The following is a 20,650-nucleotide window of genomic DNA, read 5'->3' as shown; positions in this document are numbered from 1 at the left end:
ATGATGATTCGACTGATCAAGCTGTTCGTGGGCCTGTGGCTGTACGGCACGGCCATGGTCGCGATCCTGCGCGCCGGGCTGGGCAACATGCCGTGGGACGTGCTGCACCAGGGACTCGCGGAGAAGATGCACCTCTCGGTGGGGGTGGTCTCGATCATCGTGGGCGCGCTGGTGCTCCTCCTGTGGATCCCGATCCGGCAGAAGCCGGGCTTCGGCACCGTCGCCAACGTGATCGTGATCGGCGTCGCCTTCGACACCATGGCACCGCTGTTCCCGGAGGACCCCGCGCTGGTCGTGGCGATCCCGATGATGGTGGGCGGCATCGTCCTCAACGCCTTCGCGACGGTGCTCTACATCGGGGCCGGCATGGGGCCCGGCCCGCGGGACGGCCTGATGACGGGGCTCGTCGCCCGCACCGGCGGCTCGGTGCGCGTGGTGCGCACGTCGATGGAGGTGCTCGTGGTGATCGTGGGCTTCCTGCTCGGCGGGACCCTCGGCGTCGGGACGCTGCTGTACGCCGTCGGCGTCGGCCCGCTGATCCAGCTGTTCGCGCGCACCGGCCTCGGCGGCCCGGCGCTCGCGCAGGGCGGCGACGGGCACGGCGGCGGCGAGGAGGCGGTCGCTACTGTGGGGGAATGCGGATCCTCATCACCGGAGCCAGCTCCGGCCTCGGCGAAGGCATGGCTCGGACGTATGCGGAGCGCGGCGAGGACGTAGGGCTGCTGGCTCGCCGACTCGACCGGCTGGAGGCCCTGCGCGCCGAGCTCGTCGCGTGCCCGAAGACGGGCGCCGTCGAGATCGAGCGGCTCGATGTCACCGATTTCGACGCCGTACCCGCCGCCATCGCCGACGTCGTGGGGCGCCTCGGCGGCCTGGACCGCGCCATCATCAACGCCGGCATCGGCAAGGGCGCGCCGCTCGGAACGGGCAGGACGCACGCCAACCTGGAGACGGTGCAGACCAACCTGACCGGCGCGCTCGCGCAGATCGAGGCGGTGCTGGAGGTCTTCCGGGCGCAGGGCCGCGGCCACCTCGTACTCATCAGCTCCATCGCCGGCCAGCGCGGGATGCCCAAGGCACAGACCGCGTACTCGGCGAGCAAGGCCGGCCTCACCGCGATCGGCGAGGGATTGCAGGCGGAGTTCGCGGGCAGCGACATCACGGTCACCGTGATCAAGCCCGGCTTCATCGAGACCGACATCAACAAGGGAGTGAAGACCTCGATGAAGTCCTCGCTCGACGACGGCGTCAGGGCGCTGGTCAAGGCCATCGACCGGGAGCCCAGGGAGGCCGCCGTGCCGTCGTGGCCCTGGACGCCGCTCGGAGCGGTGCTGCGCCACGCCCCGGACGAGCTGACCCGCCGCCTCATCTGACACGCGCCGCACGGCCCCCTACGAACGCGATTTCGGCAGCGCGCTGCCGAAACTCCTGGGCGCTGCCGAACACCGTCCGCGTCGGAGAGAACCGGCAGCGCGCGGCCGAAACCTCTGCCGCTGAGCCGTCTCACCCGTTCGAGGTGGGGGCCCAGCCCTGAGCCCGTGGCCGCGGATCCCCGGGGCCGGCCCGGATGTGCGGCACCGTCGCCGCTCCTAGCGTGAGGAGTGACGAAAGGTGGTGCGAAATGCGCACATTCATCAAGACCGCAATGATCTCGACCGCGGCGGGAGCCGCACTGATCCTCGCGGCGGCGCCGGCGAACGCGGCGCCGTCGGACGGCTACGACTACGCGTCCGGCGCGGTCGGCGAGTCCTGCGCGGGCCAGTCGTGGGGCAAGCTCGCCCTCGACCGGTACAGCGGCATCGTCCTCACCTGCACGGACGCCGGCACCTGGCAGATCCCGAAGTACTCCTAGACCTTCCGGCCCGCCGGCTGGACCGCGCGACCCCGCACCTCGCGGTACCAGCGCACCTCCGCGTCGGTCGACGAGTCGAGCTCGGCAGTGGGGGCACCGTCGGACGCGATGACGGGGAGGAGGGCGTTGGCCTGGACCTTCCCGAGCTCGACGCCCCACTGGTCGAAGGCGTTGATGCCCCAGACCGCGGCCTCGGTGAACACCTGATGTTCGTAGAGCGCGATGAGTTGCCCCACGACGGACGGGGTGAGCTTCGGCGCCAGGATCGTCGTGGTGGGCCGGTTCCCGGGCATCACCTTGTGCGGCACGACCGAGAGATCGGCCCCCTCCACTCCGTTCAACTCCTCGGTGATCTCCTCCGCGGTCTTCCCGAAGGCGAGCACCTTCGTCTGCGCGAACAGGTTGCTCATGAGCAGGTCCTGCATGGTGCCGACGCCGTCGGTGGTGGGCAGGTCGTCGGTGGACTCGGCGAAGCCGATGAAGTCGGCCGGCACCAGCCGCGTGCCCTGGTGCAGCAGCTGGAAGAATGCGTGCTGGCCGTTGGTTCCGGGCTCGCCCCAGAAGATCTCGCCGGTGTCCACGCTCACGGGCGTGCCGTCGACGCGCACCGACTTGCCGTTCGACTCCATGGTCAGCTGCTGCAGGTAGGCGGGGAACCGCGCCAGGTCCTGTGCGTAGGGGAGCACTGCCCGTGACTGCGCGCCGAAGAAGTCGGAGTACCAGAGTCCGATGAGCCCCAGCATGATCGGCGCGTTCTGCGCGATCGGCGCCGTGCGGAAATGCTCGTCCACGGCGTGGAAGCCGGCGAGGAACTCGGTGAACCGCTCCCGGCCGACGGCGATCATCACCGACAGCCCGATCGCGGAGTCCACGGAGTAGCGGCCGCCCACCCAGTCCCAGAAGCCGAACATGTTCGCGGTGTCGATGCCGAAGGCCGCGACGCGCTCGGCGTTCGTCGAGACGGCGACGAAGTGCTTGGCCACCGCGTCCTCGCCCGTGCCCAGCCCGTCGAGCAGCCAGCGCTTGGCGGCGTGCGCGTTGGTCAACGTCTCCTGCGTGGAGAAGGTCTTGGACGCGATGACGAACAGCGTGGTCGCCGGGTTCAGCCCGGCCAGCGTGCCGGAGACGTCGGCGGGATCCACGTTCGAGACGAAGTGGCAGGTGATGCCGCGCTGCACGTACGCCCGGAGCGCGCCGTAGACCATCGCCGGCCCGAGATCGCTGCCGCCGATGCCGATGTTGACCACGTCGGTGATCGGCTCGCCCGTGGCGCCGCGCCAGGTGCGGGAGCGGACCGCGTCGCTGAAATCGCCCATCCGGTCGAGCACGTCGTGCACGTCGCGGGTCACGTCCTGGCCGTCGACCTGCAGGTCCAGGCTCGACGGTGCGCGCAGCGCGGTGTGCAGCACGGCGCGGTCCTCGGTCGAGTTGATGTGCTCCCCGGCGAACATCGCGTCGCGCCGGGCGGTGACCCCCGCGGCCTCCGCCAGCGCGGCCAAGAGCTCGAGCGTCTCGCGGGTGACGCGGTGCTTCGAGTAGTCGATGTACAGATCGCCCACCCGGAAGACGAACTCGGAGCCGCGCTCCGGATCGTCGGCGAACAGCTCGCGGAGGTGGACGCCGGACAGCTCGCGGTGGTGGTCGACGAGGCTGTTCCAAGCGGGGGACGCGGTGATGTCGCTGTCGCTCATGGGCGCCAGCCTAGTGTCCGGTGCGGGGTTCCGCGCGGGGTTCCGCGCGGACCCCGCGGGAGGCGGCGCGGACCCGGGCGCACGACCCGGGCGTCGGGACTAGTGTGGCTGGCATGGCAACCGAGCAGCGCATCCGTGACCTCCTCGACCGCGTCCCCACGGGGATCTTCGTGAACGGTGCGTTCCGCGATTCGAGTTCGGGTGCAACCTTTCCCGTGCACGATCCCGCCACGGAGGAGGTACTGATCGAGGTCGCGGACGCCACCGCGGAGGACGGTGCGGCCGCGCTGGACGCCGCGGTCGCGGCGGGGCCCGCCTGGGCGGCGACGCCCGCGCGCGAGCGCGCCGAGATCCTGCGCGCCGCCTACGAGGGCCTCGTCGCACGTACGGACGACTTCGCGCTGCTGATGACCCTCGAGATGGGCAAGGCCCTGCCGGAGTCGGCCAATGAGGTCCGCTACGGCGCGGAGTTCTTCCGCTGGTTCTCCGAGGAGGCCGTGCGGATCGCCGGCCGCTACACCCCCGCGCCCGCCGGCACCGGGCGGATCCTGGTGAGCAAGGCCCCCGTCGGGCCGTGCCTGGCGATCACCCCCTGGAACTTCCCCCTCGCCATGGGCACGCGCAAGCTCGGCCCCGCGCTCGCCGCGGGCGCCACGATGCTGGTCAAGCCCGCCGGGCTCACCCCGCTCACGATGCTGCTGCTCGCGGAGGTGCTGCAGGAGGCGGGCGTCCCCGCCGGCGTGGTCTCCGTGCTGCCGACGTCGAAGTCCTCGGCGCTGACGGGGCCGCTGCTGCGCGACCCGCGCCTGCGCAAGCTCACTTTCACCGGGTCCACCGAGGTGGGCCGCACGCTCATCGAGCAGTCGGCGCCCGGCGTGCTGCGCACGTCCATGGAGCTGGGCGGCAACGCGCCCTTCGTGGTCTTCGAGGATGCCGATGTCGACCACGCGGTCGCGCAGGCGCTGCTCGCGAAGCTCCGCAACGGCGGCGAGGCGTGCACCGCGGCCAACCGGTTCCACGTGCACGAGTCGGTGATCGGCGAGTTCACCGACAAGCTGGTCGCCGCGATGGAGAAGTACGTCCTCGGCCCGGGTGCGCAGGACGGCGTCACGATCGGCCCGCTCATCTCCGCGGACCAGCAGGACATCGTCTCCGAGCTGGTGCAGGACGCGGTCGCGAAGGGGGCCACGCTGCGGCTCGGCGGGGTCGCGCCCGAGGGACCGGGTCACTTCTTCCCGCCGACGGTGCTCGCCGACGTCCCGGCCGACGCGCGGATCCTCTCCGAGGAGGTGTTCGGACCCGTCGCCCCGATCGTCCCGTTCTCCGACGAGGACGAGGCCGTGGCCGCCGCGAACGCCACCGAGTACGGCCTGGTCTCGTACGTCTTCACTCGCGACCTGGACCGCGCGCTCCGGGTCTCGGACCGGCTCGAGAGCGGCATGGTCGGCGTGAACCGCGGCGTCATCTCGGATCCCGCGGGTCCGTTCGGTGGCGTGAAGGCCTCGGGGTTCGGTCGCGAGGGTGGCAGCGAGGGGATCGAGGAGTACCTGGAGACCCGCTACATCGCGCTGCAGTGACGTGAGGCACCGCAGGGTTCGGGCGACCCAGCGACTGTTCTAGTAGATTCCGGACGGGGAACCGGAAGGGGAGAGTGTGTCGGATTGGATCGCTGCTCACTTCGCTGTCGTGGTACCTGCGGGTAAGGCATCCATCGACGTCCAAGACCTTGATCACCCGCGGTGGGAGCGTCGTGCCTACAGGGGGTCCGCCTATCCGGAAGTAGCCGACGCCAATCAACCGCGTGAGCATGATCCCGAAGGATGGTTTCCGGGGAGGTTGGCCGCAGCAACCGCGAACTCACTGAGCGACGGCGCCAACGGGGAGGGGCCACCGGATCGCTTCCACACCCTGATGGATGTCACGGAATCGGATGGTGCGCTCGACGTCTCCGTGTTGGCGGTGGAGGTGGTGCGGTTCGCCTCCACCGAGGTCCGTGCGGCGAACAACATCGTCATCGTGCACCTCGAGGTGCACGAGCCCAGCGACGACGACCTTCTCCTCCTGAGCGCGTCGCTGCACGGCAAGATCGACGGGGGCTTTCCGGAGGGCGTGGTGAATCGAGCCATCGCCGCCGCGCTGCCCGACGACGTCGCGTCCGCCTGCGTCGTACAGAACGGCCTCGTCCGGAAGGCCGATGCTACCGACACGACCAACGACGGCCTCGTCCTCGTGTGCGCGGTCGCGCTCTCGAGGCGCACCCCGACTCTCGCACCCCTGAGTGCGCGCACCGAACACGGTTGGAGCCCGGCGCGGCAGTGGAACCACGTCTTCGCATACGGGTACAGCCGTACGGGGCAGGCGCCCTCCCAGTCGGAACTCGCCGCAGATTTCGGAAATGTGGATTTCCCTGCGGGGTGGCACTGCGCGGTGAGCGAACTGGGAGTCGGCGTCATCGGTGTGGATCCGGACCCCAGCACACCGATGTACCGGGAGTACTGGTCGATCGCACAAACGAGGTTCGTGGACATCGTGGTCCTCGCGGTGCGCCAGACGCTGGAGATCGAGTACTACTCGGAGCGGCTGGTGCGGCTCGGCGACGATTGGCTCGTGCATGCGCGAGCAGTCGAGGGCGGGCACGAATTGGGGCGACACTCGGTCCGTGACCTGCAGATCAACATCGAGAAGTTCGTCGGATCGTTCGTCGGCTTCCGCAACAGATACTGGTTCACCGTCATCCCGAGAAGAAACCGTGCGACCGCCCTGCTCGCCGGTCTCCATGAGGTGCTGTTCACCCGGGAACTGTTCGACAGCTTCATCGCGGACCTCAACCACATGAAGTCGATCCTCGACGTCATGTCGAACCGGATACAGGCGGAGTACCGGGCGAAGGCGCAGGAGGATGCGGACGCGCAACGGGAGAACCGCGACTGGACGATCTCCGTCGTCTCGGCGGCGGTCGGCCTCCCATCGGTGACGTACGCGGCTGCGGCGATCACGAACGATCCTGCGACGGAGGTCGTCCTGTGGTGGACACTTGGCTGGGGGCTCGCGTTCGTCCCCGTCATTTTCATCATGCGATGGGTGTTGTCCAGACACGGTCGGACCCCGAGGAGCGAGCCTGAGGGCAACGGCGGAGGTACGGAATGACGAATGGGCCGCGGATCGCGGTTATTACAGCAGTTCTTCCGCAGTCGACCGACTACCTCGACTCAGCGTACGAATCGCTGCGTCGCCAAGATCTGCTCGATTGGGAATGGTCGATCGTCTTCGACGGAACTGGCGGTGCGGTGTCGGATCGGATCGCGACGGATTCGCGCGTACTGATCAACCACAATCCGGAACGACGTGGGGTCGCCCACGGCCGTAATTCCGCGATCCTGGCGTCCTCCGCACCCATCCTCCGGAACCTCGACGCCGACGATGCTCTGGTGGAGGTCGACGCCCTCTCTACGGTTGTGCACGCGTTGTCCGACGAGTCGGTCGGCTTCCATCTCTCAGCCACCGTCGATCGCGAGGAGGACGGCTCGGATTCCGTGTTCGCCGCAATCCGGACCGAGCCCGGACGAATGCGCCGTGGCTACTGGGCGGACGAATGGATCACGCGGCGGTACCTCGACGTTCGAGCGAACACGCTTGCTGTCCGCCGAGACCTGTACTGGTACGTCGGCGGCTACCGCGCGATGCAGTTCGCGGAGGACGTCTCGCTTATCGCGGCTCTGAACGAGGTGAGCGAGGGGTGGTACGAGCCGCGCGCGCTCTCGATGTACCGCAAATGGCCGGGACAAACGTCGGCGGGAACTCGGCCCTGGGAGTTCGAGGCGTCCTACACAGACATCACTCGCGCAATCCTCAGTGCGCGGAGGCATCTGCAGATCCGATGATCGGCCCGTCCGCCGGATCTACGACTGCTTGGCTCGCGCGCGACGCAGGGCATCGGTCACAAGCGAGGACACCAAGGTGTCGTCGGAACCGTACCCGAGTTCAGCCCGTGCTCGGGCGAGAAGTCCCGAGGGGAGCATCACGTCGATGGTGACCGTTGGCGCCTCACGAAATTCAGGCAGTACGTCCATGGGGTGACCTCCACATCTTGGCTCGATCGTACCGCGGGTCGCAACGAACGTACTCGCTACAGGGCGTCGATCCCCGCCAGGAGCAGGTCCAGCCCGGCGAGGAACTGGGCGCGGTCGTCGTGGTCGGCCATGGTCGCGGCGATGCGGTGCAGGTACGGGAACTCGTCGGGATCCAGCTGCGCCATCCGGGCCGCGACGCCACCCAGCAGCTCCGCGCGGCTCGGCCCGCTGCGGGCGAGATCCGACCGGGCGTTGGCGGCGTTCTGCGCCGCCGCGCCGAGGACGTAGCCGACGATCGCGGTGGCGGCGTCGAACAGCGATTCCTCCGGCGTGCCCGTCGCCAGCACGGCCCCGCCGATCCGCTCACTCAGCAGCAGGTTCGCCGGCCGGCCAGGATCGGCCATCACCTGGGCGGCCAGCCACGGGTGCTCGTCAACCGTGTCGAACAGCGCCAGCGCCAGCGCGCGGATCGCCGCGCGGGGATCGTCGCCTCCCGCGGGCGCCGCGAGGATCGGCCGCAGGACGGCGTCGGTCGCGGCGGCGAGGAGCTCGTCCTTGCCGGCGACGTGGTGGTAGATCGCCCCGCTGCCCGTGTTCAGGGCGCCGCCGAGGGCGCGGAAGGTCAGCGCGTCGGCGCCGCTCTCGTCGAGCAGGCCGATCGCGGCGTCGACGATGCGGTCGCGGGAGAGGGCGTCGGTGCGGCGGCTGCGGGGTGGCACCACTCCATCTTGACACGACTGGAACGATGTTCCAAACTCGTATGGAACGTTGTTCCAATGAAAGGGGAGCGCCATGCAGACATCCATCACGATCATCGGCGCCGGACTCGGCGGCCTCGCCCTGGCCCGCGTCCTGCACGTCCACGGCATCACCGCCGTGATCTACGAGGCCGAGCCGACGCCCATGTCGCGCACGCAGGGCGGCCAGCTCGACATCCACGAGGCCGACGGTCAGGTCGCGATCGAGGCGGCCGGCCTCACCGCGCAGTTCCGCGCGCTGATCCACGAGGGCGGCGAGGCGACCCGGGCCCTCGGCCGCGACGGCACCGTCCTCCTCGACCTCCCGGACGACGGCGACGGCGGCCGGCCGGAGGTCCTCCGCGGCGAGCTGCGACAGCTGCTCATCGATTCCCTGCCGGCCGACGCCATCCGCTGGGGCGCCAAGGTCGTCGCGGTGCGCGCGCTCGGCGGCGGGCGGCACGAGCTGACTTTCGCCGACGGCACCGTCGTCGAGACCGGCCTGTTGGTCGGGGCCGACGGTGCCTGGTCCAAGGTGCGCGCCCTGGTGACGGACGCGGCACCGTCGTACTACGGCACCACCTACGTCGAGACCTACCTGCACGACGTCCGGCGCCGCCACCCCGGCATCGACGAGCTCGTGGGGGAGGGCGCGATGTTCGCGCTCGCGCCGGGCCGCGGGATCAGCACGCACGCGGAGGCGGGCGACATCGTCCACACCTACGCGCAGCTGCACGTGCCCGAGGGGTGGGCGGACGGGATCGACTGGTCGGCGCCGTCGGCCGCCGAGCGCGTGCTCGCCGAGTATCCGGGCTGGTCGGGAGAGGTGACCCGCCTCATCGGCGAATCGGACACGCCGCTCGTGCCGCGGCGGCTCTACACGCTGCCCGTCGGGCTGCGGTGGGAGCGCGTCCCCGGCGTCACGCTGGTCGGCGACGCCGCGCACGTCAGCCCGCCCGCCGGGGAGGGCGCCAACATCGCGCTGTTCGACGGTGCCGAGCTCGCCCGGCACATCGTCGAGAACCCCGGCGACCTCGATGCCGCCCTCACCGCCTACGAGAGCGAGATGTTCGTCCGTGCCGAGCAGTCCGCGGCGGACGCGGACGAGATGGCGACGATGATGCTCGGCGGCGACGCGCCGAACGCCCTCGTCGAGTTCTTCACGGGGATGCCGGCCGGGGCCTGACCGCGGACCGTCGGGCTAGCGGCCCAGCGGGCCCCGGCCCAGGCGGAGGAGGAGCATCGCGAGGGTGTGGCCCTCGCGGCCGAGCTCGGAGAACCGCTCGAGCACCTTCATCTCCCGCGAGTGCACCAGGCGCGTGCCGCCCGAGGCCATGCGCGTGCGGCCGATGATCCGCGAGACCTCGCTGCGGCGCTTGACCGCCGCCAGGATCTCCGCGTCGAGGCGGTCGATCTCCTCGCGCAGCGCCTGGATCTCCTCTTCGGCGAGGGGCGTCTCCGCGCCGGTGTCGTCCGGTGTGCTCATGGGTTCAAGTTTTCCACAGGCGCGGGACCTACGATCACACACCGTGCACCGTCCGACCCGGCTCCCCGCTCCGCAGCGCCTGCTGTGGGTCGGCGCGGCGGTGCTCATCGCGGTGTCGCTCGCTGTCCGCGCGTACGTGCTCGCGCGGGGGAACTTCTACTGGGACGACGTGGCCTTCGTCGGGCGGGCGTCGCGGCCGCTGACCGATCTGAGCGCCTGGTTCGTCGACTACGACGGCCATTTCATGCCGGGCACCCTGTTCGCGGCGGCGGTCCTGACCAAGGTCGCGCCGCTGAGCTGGCCGGCAGCAGCGGCATCGCTCCTGGTCCTGCAGCTGCTGGCCGCGCTGGCGACGCTGCGGGCGCTGGTCGTGGTCGCCGGGCGTCGGCCGGTGGTCCTGGTCCCGTTCGTGTTCTTCCTGTTCAGCCCGCTCACGCTGACGGCGATGGCGTGGTGGGCCTCGGGCTTGAATGCGCTGCCGTTGCAGATCGGGCTGGCGGTGGTGGTCGCGGAGACGGTGCGCTACCTCCGCGGCCGCCGGCGCTCCGGCGGGTACGCGGTGGCGGCGTTGCTGCTCGCGCTGTTGTTCTTCGAGAAGGCACTGGTCATCCCGTTCGTCGCGCTCGCGACCGCCTGCCTGCTGCCCTACCTGCGGGGGCACCGTCGGCCCGTGCGGACGGTGCTGCGGCGCGGTCGGTGGTTGTGGGGCGCGTTCGCGGTGGTCGTCGCCGCGTGGATCGTGCTGTGGCTGACCGTCACGGCGTCGCGGCCGGGCACGCACACGGTGGGGTTCACGGCCCGGACCCTGTGGCGGTCGGTGAACGCCGTGATCGCGCCCGCAGCGGTCGGCGGGCCGTGGACGTGGACGCGCACCAACCCCGGGCCGCCGCTGGTGGTGACGGGTGTCGTGCTGACGGTCGTCGGGCTGGTCGCCATCGCGGGGATCGTGCTGGTCACGCGGCTCCGCGCGCCGCGCGGGCTCGCCGCCTGGGGCGCCGCGGTGCTGTACTTCCTGGGCGTGTCCTCGACGGTGTTCTTCCTGCGCAGCTCGGAGTTCACCTCCCCGCTGCTGCCCCTGTCGCTGCGCTACTTCGCCGACTTCGCGTGGGTGCTCACGCTCGCCGGCGCGCTCGTCCTGCGTCGGGAATCAGGCCGAATTCGGGGTCGGGAGGCCGGATTCGGCCTCGTGATGTCGAGAACCGCCGGTTTCACGAGGGATCGCCGACTGTGGATCGCCGTCGTAGTGGTGTTCGCGCTCAGCGGTACCTTCTCCGCCGTCCGATTCGCCCCGGTCTGGCGCGACAACCCCACCGGTCCCTACCTGCGGGAACTGCGCGCCGGCGCCGCCGAATACGCCGGCCGCGAGGTGCTCGACCAGCAGGTCTACGGCGACGTCCTGAGCCCGCTGTCGGGCCCCAACAACCGGCTCTCGCGGATCCTCGCCACCCAGCCCGCGCACCCGCGGTTCGCCGAGTACGCGGGCGAGGCCACCGTCGTCGACCGGTCGGGGCGGTTCGTGCCCGGGCGAGTCACCCGCGTGCGCAGCCTGCCGCTCGGGCCGTTCCCGTGCGGCACCCGGGTCGACGACGCTGCCCCCGTCACCCTCGCGTTCGAGGGGCCGCTGGCGTTCTGGGACTGGGTCGTGGAGGTCAACTACCTCGCCTCGGCCGACGGTGTCCTCGTCCTGCAGCAGCAGCGCGGCGCGACGCCGGTCCGCGTGCCGCTGCACAGGGGCGCGCACACCGTGTACGCCCGGGTGACGGGTACGGGCGACGGCCTCGTCGCCCGAGCGGAGACGCCCGGTCTGGTCGTCTGCGTCGGGAGCGGGCCGGTGGGTCTGCTCGTCCCGGCGTCGATACCGGACGCGGCGCGCCCTGTCGTACCGCGCTGACCTGCGGCGACTTCTACCTGCGGTTATTCAACACTGTGGATTATCTGTTGAGACAGATAGACGTGTGGTGTCGCAAAGCTTCTTCGAATCCGGTCCGAAAATCCACAGCGTGGGCGTATGTTCCCTTCGTCCGGTTCGCGTGTGATCCGGTTCATTCCAGCTGAAGGGTGTATCTCCATGCTCGCTGCAGAACAGCGGTCCGTCCCTCGTCGCTACGCCGCGCCCGCGGTCGCCATGGCCGCCGCGGCGGCCGTTGCGGTCGCCCCCGTCGCCACGTCGATGGGGGCGGTGACCGCCCCGTCGCTCCCGCCGATCGTCGCCGACCTCGGCGGCGCGGCCAGCGCCGTCGCGAACTGGGCGACGGCCAGTGGCCTGAAGTTCGTCACCGACCCGATAACCGGACTGACCAAGCTCGTCACGGACCAGGTCGGCAATGCGACCGTGATCGGGAACGTCCTGCTCACGGGCGGGCAGGACGTCCTCAAGGGGATTGCCACCGGATTGCCCGAAGCGCTCGCCGAGGCGCAGAAGCTCATCGCGGCGGGCAAGCCCGGCGACGCGTGGCAGGCGATCGTGAACAGCATCACCGCTCCCGTGCTGGGCGGCCTGCTAAACGGGATGACGCCGATCATGGAGCAGTTCGGCCCGCAGATCGGGCCGTTCGCCGACGCCTTCCAGAAGGCGCTCACGCCGATCCTCGGCCTCGTGCTCCCGGGGCTCACTTCGATCATCACGCCGCCCGCGCTCGTACTCGACGGCGTCCAGGCCGCGGCGAAGGCCCTGCAGGCCGGCGACCCGTTCGGCGCGGTCACCTCGCTCCTCGACACGGCCGGCAAGGTCGGCGAGTTCGCGATCGGCGCGGTGTTCGGCGAGTACGGGGTGGCAAAGGGTCTCACGGGCCTTGTGCCAGCCATCCTATCCGGCCTCGCGGGATCGTCGTGGGCGAGCCTCGGCCCGTTCTCGACCTCGACAGGCAACGCCGCCACGTTCACCGCGGCGTCCGCGTCGACCGCGGCGAGTGCCTCCGCCGTCCCCGCTCTGCCCGACTTCGGGGCGATCGGGACCATCTGGTCCGACGCGTTCAAGGGCGCATTTGACTACCTGAGCGGACCGGGTGGCATCAAGTCGGCGATCGACGCAGTGCTCTCCGGGGTGCCGAAGGGGCAGCTCGCTACTCCGTACGTCGTGGCGCATGGGATCTTCCTTGCGCCTTTGCTCATGCTCGGCGAGCCCCTGCTCAAGACCGGCGACATCGTTAATCCACTTTTGGGCCCCCTCGGTGATGGAATCTCCGGCGCGGCGTTCCCGCTGATCATGTCCACTCTGGGCATCTATAGCGCAACTCGCCTTGCTCCCGAAGCGGCTCTCAAGGCGATCGAGAACGTCGGCAAGGCGCTCGCCTCGGGTGATTCGGTCGCAGCGCTGACCACGGCGATCAGCGGTGTGGGCGCCACCTTGACCGAGGTGAACAAGGGGCTGCTCCTCTCGGATCCCAACGGCTACCCGGCTCTGCTGCCCAGCATCGTGGATATCCTGCGAGGCTTCACCGACGGACTGACGGGCAAGACCGCCGAGCAGGAGGGCATCACAACGATGGCAGACACGCTGCACTCGTCGGGCGACGCGGTCACGAAGCCGGCCGAGTCATCGACGGTCGAGTCGGCGGCCGCCGAGGCGCCCGCCGAAGGTGCACCGTCGACCGAGGCGCCCTCCGCTGAGGCTCCGTCCAGTGAAGCACCCACGGGTGAAGCGCCTGTCGACGAGGCGCCCGCCGGAGACGCGCCCGCCGGAGACGCACCCGCCGCGGCTGACCCCGCGGAGGAGGCGCCCGCCGAGCCCGCCACCGAGCCCGCCGGGAACGAGGCCGCGGCTGATCCCTCGACCGACGCGTCCGACGATGCCGACGCAGAAGCGGCAGATACTAGCGCCGCCGATACCAGCAGCGCAGACACAGCCGCCGCGGCGGCCTGATCCCGCACCCGTTCCACCCGAACGCACCCGGCACGCCGGGTGCGTTCGGGCTTTCCGGGTGCGGGTGCGGGTGCGGCTCGCCCGGTGCGCGCCGCGGGGGTGGGGAATCGCACGAACGGCGTGCGAAAACTTGTCACCCACCCCGGCTAGGCTGGACGGGAGATGAGTAACCCAGCACCGCAGCAGTCCGGACTCCGCCAGCGTCAGCCGTTTTCCCGTGAGAAAGCACAGGTGGAGCGCCAAGAACGCGGCCAGGAACTGCTGGAGGGGCTCAACCCGCAGCAGCGGGCGGCCGTCCTCCACGAGGGCTCGCCGTTGCTCATCGTCGCGGGCGCGGGTTCGGGCAAGACGGCGGTGCTCACCCGCCGCGTCGCGTACCTGCTGGCGGCCCGCAACACGCACCCGGGCCAGGTCCTGGCGATCACCTTCACCAATAAGGCCGCGGCGGAGATGCGCGAGCGCGTTGCCGGGCTCATCGGCCCCCGCGCGAAGATCATGTGGGTCTCCACCTTCCACTCCACCTGCGTGCGCATCCTGCGTGCCCAGGCCGGCCTGCTTGCGGGGATGAACTCCAACTTCTCCATCTACGACGCGGACGATTCGCGCCGGCTGCTCACCATGATCGTCAAGGACATGGGGCTCGACGCGAAGAAGTTCGCGCCCCGCGCGCTCGCGACGCACATCAGCAACCTCAAGAACGAACTGATCGACCCGGAGCGGGCGTCGGCGGACGCGGCGAAGACGGGGGAGCCCTTCGCGGTCACCGTCGCCGAGGTGTACGGCACCTACCAGTCCCGCCTGCGCGGCGCGAACGCGTTCGACTTCGACGATCTCATCGGGGAGACGGTGGCGCTGCTGCAGTCGCACCCGAACGTCGCGCAGTACTACCGCCGCCGGTTCCGCCACGTGATGGTCGACGAGTACCAGGACACCAACCACGCGCAGTACGTGCTGGTGCGCGAGCTGGTGGGCCTGGAGACCGATGCGGACGGCGTCGAGCCCAGCGAGCTCTGCGTCGTGGGCGATGCGGACCAGTCGATCTACGCCTTCCGCGGCGCCACGATCCGTAACATCGAGGAGTTCGAGCGGGACTTCCCCAACGCGGAGACCATCCTGCTGGAACAGAACTACCGCTCCACCCAGACCATCCTGTCCGCGGCGAACGCCGTGATCTCCCGCAACGCGGGCCGGCGCGACAAGAAGCTGTGGACGGATCAGGGCGATGGCAAGCTCATCACGGGCTACGTCGCCGACAACGAGCACGACGAGGCGAGTTTCGTGGTCTCGGAGGTCGATGCGCTGTCGGATCAGGGCGTCAAGTACAGCGATGTGGCGGTCTTCTACCGCACCAACACCGCCGCCCGCGTGCTGGAAGAGGTGTTCATCCGCCACGGCGTGCCCTACAAGGTGGTCGGCGGTGTCCGCTTCTACGAGCGCAAGGAGGTCCGCGACCTCGTCGCCTATCTGCGCGCGATCGACAACCCGAACGACACCGTCAGCCTGCAGCGCATCGTCAACACCCCGCGCCGCGGCATCGGCGATCGCGCCCAGGCGTGCCTCACGGTGCACGCCGAGAACTGCGGCGGCACGTTCGCCGACGCCATCGAGGACGCGGTCGAGGGCACCGTCGCCATGCTCAATCCCCGCTCGCGCAACGCGATCGCGGCGTTCTCGGGACTGATGGCCGATCTGCGGCGCACCGCGGCGGACGAGGATCAGGACCTGGGTAACCTGCTCGAGGCCGTCGTCGAGAAGACGGGGTACCGGGCCGAGCTCGAGGGCTCGGCCGACCCGCAGGACGGTGCGCGCCTCGAGAACATCGAGGAGTTGATCAGCGTCGCGCGGGAGTTCTCCGCGCAGGATTTCACCGACGTCGTCGTCGACGAGGGGGCCCCCGAGCCGGGCTCGCTGGCCGCCTTCCTGGAGCGGGTCTCGCTGGTCGCGGACGCCGATCAGGTCCCGGACAACGAGGCGGGCGTCGTCACGATGATGACGCTGCACACCGCGAAGGGCCTCGAGTTCCCCGTCGTCTTCGTGACCGGCTGGGAGGACGGCCAGTTCCCGCACATGCGCGCCCTCGGCGACGAGGCGGAGCTCGCCGAGGAGCGTCGCCTCGCGTACGTGGGCATCACCCGCGCGCGCGAGCGCCTCTACGTCAGCCGAGCGATGGTGCGCTCCACCTGGGGCGATCCGATGCAGAACCCGGAGTCGCGGTTCCTCGCCGAGATTCCGCAGCACCTCATCGACTGGCGGCGCACTGAGCCCAAGCGCAGCCCGTTCGGCGGTTCCCGGGGCGTCTTCGGGCAGGACCGTCAGTCCTGGAGCGGGAACACGTACGGCGGTCGGGGCGGGTCCCAGGGCGCCGACGGTGCCTGGAAGTCCAAGCGGGAGCCCAAACCCGCGCGGCGCTCGAACAAGCTCAAGCTCACCGTAGGAGACAGGGTGCTGCACGACTCGTTCGGCATGGGCACCGTCACTCGGATCACGGCCCAGGGCAGCACGATGGAGCAGACGACCTTCGACTTCGGCTCGGCCGGCACGATGACGCTGATGTCGCACTTCGGCCTGCCGATGGAGAAGCTCTGACGGCGCGGCAGTGGTCTTTCACGACGCCCGCTACTCATGCGAAAGGCGCCCTGGATCATCGATCCGGGGCGCCTTCTGCGTGTGCTGGAGTTCTAGACGTTCACGCCGCGCTCGGCCAGCCAGGCCTGCGGGTCCATCTTCGCGCCGGCGGGGCTGTGCACCTCGAAGTGCAGATGCGGGCCGGTGGAGTAGCCGTTGCTGCCGACCCAGCTGATCAGGTCGCCCGCCTTGACGGTCTGGCCGGCGTGCACGTTGACGTTGTACATGTGGCCGTAGACCAGCACGGTGCCGTCCGAGAGCCGGATCTTGATCCAGATGCCGAAGCCGGACGCGGGACCCGCGTCGGTCACGACGCCGTCGGCGGCGGCGAACAGCGGGGTGCCGAGCGGCGCGGCCAGATCGAGGCCGCCGTGCATGGCGCCCCAGCGGGTGCCGAAGTTCGAGGTGAGGATGGCGCCGTTGATCGGCGCGATCACCTTGGGGCGCATGGAGTCGATGATGCGCTTGTCGTCGGCGTCCTTGCGGGCCTTGCCGCCCGCGAGACCGGCGGTGAACTGGTCCATGTCCTGCGCGGGCGGGAGCGGCGCCTGGCGGCCGGCGTTGGCCTCGGGGCCGGGAGCCGGTGCGATGGGCTGCTGCGAGGTCGACGGGCCCTCGTCGGGTGCGGTCGAGACAGCGGCACCGGCGACGGTCGCGCCGGCGGCCAGGGCGAGCAGTGCGGCGCGGCCCTTGAGTGCGTGCGGAGGAGCGGGAACGCGATGCTTGCCGCCCCGGCGGACGGGGCTGCCGAGGGGTTCGGGGGCGAGCTCGGGCTCGGCGAGGAGTGCGGTGTCCTCGTCCTCGTCCAGGGCCGGACCGTCGAACCGTGGGGTGCCGGTGAACAGCACCTCGGGGATCATGAGGTCCTGCGTGACCTCCGAGCGGGACGGGCGGTACAGCAGCGCCGATCCGCCGTCGGACGCGTCGGTCCAGGTCTCGGCGTAGGCGGCTTCGAGGCGGGCCTCGAGCTCGTCCAGCGGAATGATCGCGGTGATCGACTCATCGTCCAGTACCTGCGTGGAGCCCTTGAAGCTCACGTGGTCCTCGCGACTCCGTGTCATATCTCGCCTACTCCAACCGTAAAACCGCACTTCGGGCCACTCGGTGATCCGACGACGACCTCGTCGTGACCGCTCTGTGACCCGCGTCCCGTCGACGATAACGAAATGATTGCGACGAGACAACCTCTAGGAGTGCCCGTGCGGCGAATGTGTTCTTGGTCACAACGCGATAACGAAGCGGGGGATCACGACAGTGTTGCAGCCGGATCGAGCCGGATCCGGTCCGCGTCCGCGTCGTAATCGTAGAGCTCCGCGTACCGCCCCCAGTCGATCGCCAGCCGCATCTGCCGGTCGGCGTCCTCGGGGCCGAATCCGCGCCGCAGGAGGTCGACGAACAGGCCGAGCCGGACGGCACCGTCGTTCGAGGAGCGCAGGGTGCGCAGGACCGTCCGGACCAGGGGCGCTCGCCCCGCGGCCTGGCGTGCGAACACCTCCTTGGCCTCGGTCAGGGGCACCGTGACGAAGGTGCGTCCCTCCTCGGTGATGCTGATGTCGTTGCCGGTGACCTCGACGAAGCCCAGCATCGCGGCGGCGTCGACGAGCGGCATGATGTCGTCGAGTTCGAAGTTGAGGTCCGCGGCCAGGTCGGGCAGATCGGCGTGGTCGTGGTGCGCGTACACGAGCTCGACGAGGCCCGCGAGTCCGTCGACGGTGGCGTCGGGCAGCGGCCGGCTGACGGGGGTCGCCTCGCCGGGGTCGGGCGCGTGCCGGATCTCGACGCTGCGCCCGGTGAGGGCGCCGTACAGCTCGTCGACGATCGCCTCGAACTCGGCCGCGGTGCGCGTCCGCGGACGCGGCAGGTCGATCCGCGTCTCGTGCACGATGCGGCCGGGCTTGGAGCCGAGCACGACGACGCGATCGGCGAGCAGCACCGCCTCCTCGATGTTGTGGGTGACGATGCACACGCTCCGGGTGGGGAAGTCGTCCTGCGTCCACAGTTCGACGAGCTCGCCGCGCAGGTTCTCGGCGGTGAGGACGTCGAGGGCGGAGAAGGGCTCGTCCATGAGCAGCAGGTCGGGCTCGAGGACCAGGGCGCGGGCGAAGCCGACGCGCTGGCGCATGCCGCCGGACAGCTCCCGCGGGTACGCCGACTCGAACCCGTCGAGGCCGATGGTGTCGATCGCGGCGAGCGCGCGGGCGCGTCGCTCCTCGCGGGGCACGTTCCGGGCGGCGAGGCCGAGCTCGACGTTGTCCTGGACCGTCAGCCAGGGCATCAGGGCGAAGGACTGGAAGACCATGGACGTGCCCGGGTTGGGGCCGGTGAGCGGCGCCCCGTCGGATTCGACGGTGCCGGACGTGGCGGGGATGAGCCCGGCGATGATCCGGAGCAGCGTGGACTTGCCCGAACCCGACCGGCCGAGGAGGGCCACGATCTCGCCCGGCTCGATGGTGAGGTCGATGTCGTCGAGGACGGTCAGGGTGTCGCCGCGGGCGCCCTCGAAGCTCTTGGTGAGGTCGGCGAGTCGGATCAGCGGCGTGGCGGTGGTGACGGTCATGGGGGAGCTCCTAGTAATACAGGGTGGCTAGAGGGAGTACCGGCGCTCGGCGACGCGGTAGAGGCGGCGCCAGAGCGCGGCGTTGGTGCCGACGACGAACAGGCACATCACGACGATGCCGAGCAGCAGGTGTGAGACGTGTTCCGCGCCGGTGGCCGCCGTGGCGCGGGCGATGTAGTCGCCGAGACCGAAGGCGTGCTGCGTCTCTCCGTTGTACGACACGATCTCGGCCACGATCGACGCGTTCCATGCGCCACCCGCGGCGGTGATGCCGCCCGTCACGTAGCCGGCGAAGACGCCGGGTAGGAGCACGGAGCGCCACTTCATCGTGCGGGGCAGCCGCATGTCGTCGGCGGCCTCGAGCAGGTCGCCGGGGATCGCGCTGGCCGCCGCGATGACGTTGAACAGGATGTACCACTGCGTGCCGAGCGCCATGAGCACGATCCCGCCGAGGTTCAGCGGGATGTGCCACGCCACGAACACCGCCGTGACCACGGGGAACAGGAAGTTCGCCGGGAAGCTCGCGCAGACCTGGATGATGGGCTGCAGTGCGCGGCTCAGCGCCGGGTTCAGGCCGATGATCACACCGATCGGGACCCAGATCGCGGTGGCGACGACCATCACCACGGCGACGCGTCCCATCGTCGCGAGGCCGAGGAGCAGGACGTGGCCGACCTCGCCGACGCCCGCGTCGCGCAGGATCAGCTCGACGGCGCGCCACAGCCCGTAGGCCACGATCGCGGCGACGACGAGCGCGAACACCCCGTCGCCCAGGCGCCTGCGGGCCGGATGCCCGACGGTGGCCGGCGCGCTCGGGCCGAGCAGGCCGAAGGCCGCGTCGAGGGCGGTGACGACGGGGTTCGTCAGGTGACGGAACGCGGAACCGGCGTGCGAGCGCCGCAGGACGCCGAGGACCAGCGACTTCGGCTCACGACCGGTGGCCGAGTCCTCGAGCCGGAACCGTTCGGCCCATGCGGTGAGCGGGCTCCAGAACAGGAGGTTCACGCCGACGATCACCACGATCATCGCGGCGATCGCCCACCCGACGCGGCCGAGGTCACCGTCGGACGAGGCGGTCGCGACGTAGGCGCCGATGCCGGGGAGGGCGTACTCGTTGCCCGCGACGGAGACGGCCTCGGAGGCGGTCAGGAAGAACCAGCCGCCACCGAAGCTCATCATGGCGTTCCAGACCAGCGGGATCATGCCGCTGGGTACGTCGAGACGCCAGAATCGTTGCCAGCGAGACAATCCCAGGTTCTGCGCCGCCTCACCGAGGTCCCGGGGCTGGCTGATGAGACTCTGGTAGAAGGCGAAGGTCATGTTCCACGCCTGCGAGGTGAAGATGGCGAAGATCGCGGCGCACTCGAGTCCCAGTGTGGAGCCGGGGAACAGGGCGATGAAGAGGGTCACCGTGATCGACAGGAAGCCGAGGATCGGCACCGACTGCAGCACGTCGAGGATCGGCAGGAGGATGGATCGCGCGCGGCGCGAACGAGCCGCGAGAGTCGCGTAGCCGAAGGTGAACACCAGCGAGGCGCCGAGTGCGATGAACATGCGCAGCAGCGATCGTGCTGCGTAGTAGGGCAGTTCGGCGGGATCGGTGTCGATCCGGGTACCCGCGTGGGCGGCGTCGAAGGTCGCGCCCATGCCCTGGCCCACGCGGATGACGAGCCAGATCAGCGCGGCAGCACCCACGATCACGAGGAGGTCGGCGGCGAATCCGAATCGGCGTCGGCCTTCGGCGCGTCGCCGGGCGGGCAGCAGCGCGCT

General features: G+C 70.1%; 16 protein-coding genes. 10 read left to right on the top strand and 6 right to left on the bottom strand.

Features of this window, described 5'->3' with window-relative positions; genetic code table 11:
* The 3 genes from ABZX10_RS13300 to ABZX10_RS13290 all read left to right on the top strand — a co-directional run bounded on the left by ABZX10_RS13300 (position 1) and on the right by ABZX10_RS13290 (position 1,852).
* Positions 1–717, top strand: a complete 717-nt coding sequence (locus tag ABZX10_RS13300; RefSeq protein ID WP_355540086.1) for a hypothetical protein — start codon at positions 1–3, stop codon at positions 715–717.
* Complete coding sequence (locus ABZX10_RS13295) at positions 636–1,373, top strand: SDR family oxidoreductase (protein ID WP_355540083.1); 738 nt, start codon at positions 636–638, stop codon at positions 1,371–1,373. The genes ABZX10_RS13300 and ABZX10_RS13295 overlap by 82 nt, the downstream gene beginning before the upstream one ends.
* Before the next feature lie 248 nt (positions 1,374–1,621).
* A complete protein-coding gene (locus tag ABZX10_RS13290; protein WP_355540080.1) occupies positions 1,622–1,852 on the top strand; it encodes a hypothetical protein in 231 nt (76 codons plus the stop codon).
* Here ABZX10_RS13290 and pgi read toward each other — a convergent pair.
* Complete coding sequence (pgi, locus tag ABZX10_RS13285) at positions 1,849–3,543, bottom strand: glucose-6-phosphate isomerase (protein WP_355540077.1); 1,695 nt, start codon at positions 3,541–3,543, stop codon at positions 1,849–1,851. The genes ABZX10_RS13290 and pgi overlap by 4 nt on opposite strands.
* Positions 3,544–3,656: 113 nt before the next feature.
* On the opposite strand from pgi, the gene ABZX10_RS13280 reads away from it, so the two are divergent.
* The 3 genes from ABZX10_RS13280 to ABZX10_RS13270 all read left to right on the top strand — a co-directional run bounded on the left by ABZX10_RS13280 (position 3,657) and on the right by ABZX10_RS13270 (position 7,424).
* Positions 3,657–5,120: an NAD-dependent succinate-semialdehyde dehydrogenase gene (locus ABZX10_RS13280; protein WP_355540074.1), complete on the top strand. Its 1,464-nt coding sequence runs from the start codon at positions 3,657–3,659 to the stop codon at positions 5,118–5,120.
* A 259-nt stretch (positions 5,121–5,379) separates the two neighbouring features.
* Positions 5,380–6,690 (top strand): hypothetical protein, encoded by a 1,311-nt coding sequence (locus tag ABZX10_RS13275; protein WP_355540071.1) that lies wholly within the window; start codon positions 5,380–5,382, stop codon positions 6,688–6,690.
* Positions 6,687–7,424, top strand: a complete 738-nt coding sequence (locus ABZX10_RS13270) for a glycosyltransferase (protein ID WP_355540068.1) — start codon at positions 6,687–6,689, stop codon at positions 7,422–7,424. The genes ABZX10_RS13275 and ABZX10_RS13270 overlap by 4 nt, the downstream gene beginning before the upstream one ends.
* Before the next feature lie 245 nt (positions 7,425–7,669).
* Here ABZX10_RS13270 and ABZX10_RS13265 read toward each other — a convergent pair whose 3' ends face one another.
* Positions 7,670–8,332, bottom strand: coding sequence for a helix-turn-helix domain-containing protein (locus ABZX10_RS13265; RefSeq protein WP_355540065.1), 663 nt, complete (start codon positions 8,330–8,332; stop codon positions 7,670–7,672).
* Between the two features lie 73 nt (positions 8,333–8,405).
* Between ABZX10_RS13265 and ABZX10_RS13260 the strand changes: the two genes are divergently transcribed.
* Positions 8,406–9,536 carry an FAD-dependent monooxygenase gene (locus ABZX10_RS13260; RefSeq protein ID WP_355540063.1) on the top strand — a complete coding sequence of 377 codons (1,131 nt, stop codon included), beginning with the start codon at positions 8,406–8,408 and terminating at the stop codon, positions 9,534–9,536.
* Between the two features lie 15 nt (positions 9,537–9,551).
* Here ABZX10_RS13260 and ABZX10_RS13255 read toward each other — a convergent pair whose 3' ends face one another.
* Positions 9,552–9,836, bottom strand: coding sequence for a chorismate mutase (locus ABZX10_RS13255; protein WP_355540060.1), 285 nt, complete (start codon positions 9,834–9,836; stop codon positions 9,552–9,554).
* Between the two features lie 43 nt (positions 9,837–9,879).
* Between ABZX10_RS13255 and ABZX10_RS13250 the strand changes: the two genes are divergently transcribed.
* The 3 genes from ABZX10_RS13250 to pcrA all read left to right on the top strand — a co-directional run bounded on the left by ABZX10_RS13250 (position 9,880) and on the right by pcrA (position 16,284).
* Positions 9,880–11,727 (top strand): hypothetical protein, encoded by a 1,848-nt coding sequence (locus ABZX10_RS13250; protein ID WP_355540057.1) that lies wholly within the window; start codon positions 9,880–9,882, stop codon positions 11,725–11,727.
* 177 nt (positions 11,728–11,904) lie between these two features.
* Positions 11,905–13,698: a hypothetical protein gene (locus ABZX10_RS13245; RefSeq protein ID WP_355540054.1), complete on the top strand. Its 1,794-nt coding sequence runs from the start codon at positions 11,905–11,907 to the stop codon at positions 13,696–13,698.
* A gap of 162 nt (positions 13,699–13,860) precedes the next feature.
* The gene (gene pcrA, locus ABZX10_RS13240) at positions 13,861–16,284 is read left to right on the top strand and encodes a DNA helicase PcrA (protein WP_355540051.1); all 2,424 of its coding nucleotides are present in this window, start codon (positions 13,861–13,863) and stop codon (positions 16,282–16,284) included.
* A gap of 92 nt (positions 16,285–16,376) precedes the next feature.
* On the opposite strand, the gene ABZX10_RS13235 is transcribed toward pcrA, so the two are convergent.
* The 3 genes from ABZX10_RS13235 to ABZX10_RS13225 form a co-directional block, all read right to left on the bottom strand.
* Positions 16,377–17,384 carry a M23 family metallopeptidase gene (locus ABZX10_RS13235; RefSeq protein ID WP_355540048.1) on the bottom strand — a complete coding sequence of 336 codons (1,008 nt, stop codon included), beginning with the start codon at positions 17,382–17,384 and terminating at the stop codon, positions 16,377–16,379.
* A gap of 185 nt (positions 17,385–17,569) precedes the next feature.
* Positions 17,570–18,880, bottom strand: coding sequence for a nitrate/sulfonate/bicarbonate ABC transporter ATP-binding protein (locus ABZX10_RS13230; RefSeq protein ID WP_355540045.1), 1,311 nt, complete (start codon positions 18,878–18,880; stop codon positions 17,570–17,572).
* 27 nt (positions 18,881–18,907) lie between these two features.
* Positions 18,908–20,644: an ABC transporter permease subunit gene (locus ABZX10_RS13225; RefSeq protein ID WP_355540309.1), complete on the bottom strand. Its 1,737-nt coding sequence runs from the start codon at positions 20,642–20,644 to the stop codon at positions 18,908–18,910.
* Positions 20,645–20,650 lie beyond the last annotated feature (6 nt).

The sequence above is a fragment of the Tsukamurella sp. NPDC003166 genome, assembly GCF_040611135.1.
GTDB lineage: Bacteria > Actinomycetota > Actinomycetes > Mycobacteriales > Mycobacteriaceae > Tsukamurella.
Note: the sequence above shows the minus strand (reverse complement) of the source record. Positions and strands in the feature narration are given on the sequence as shown.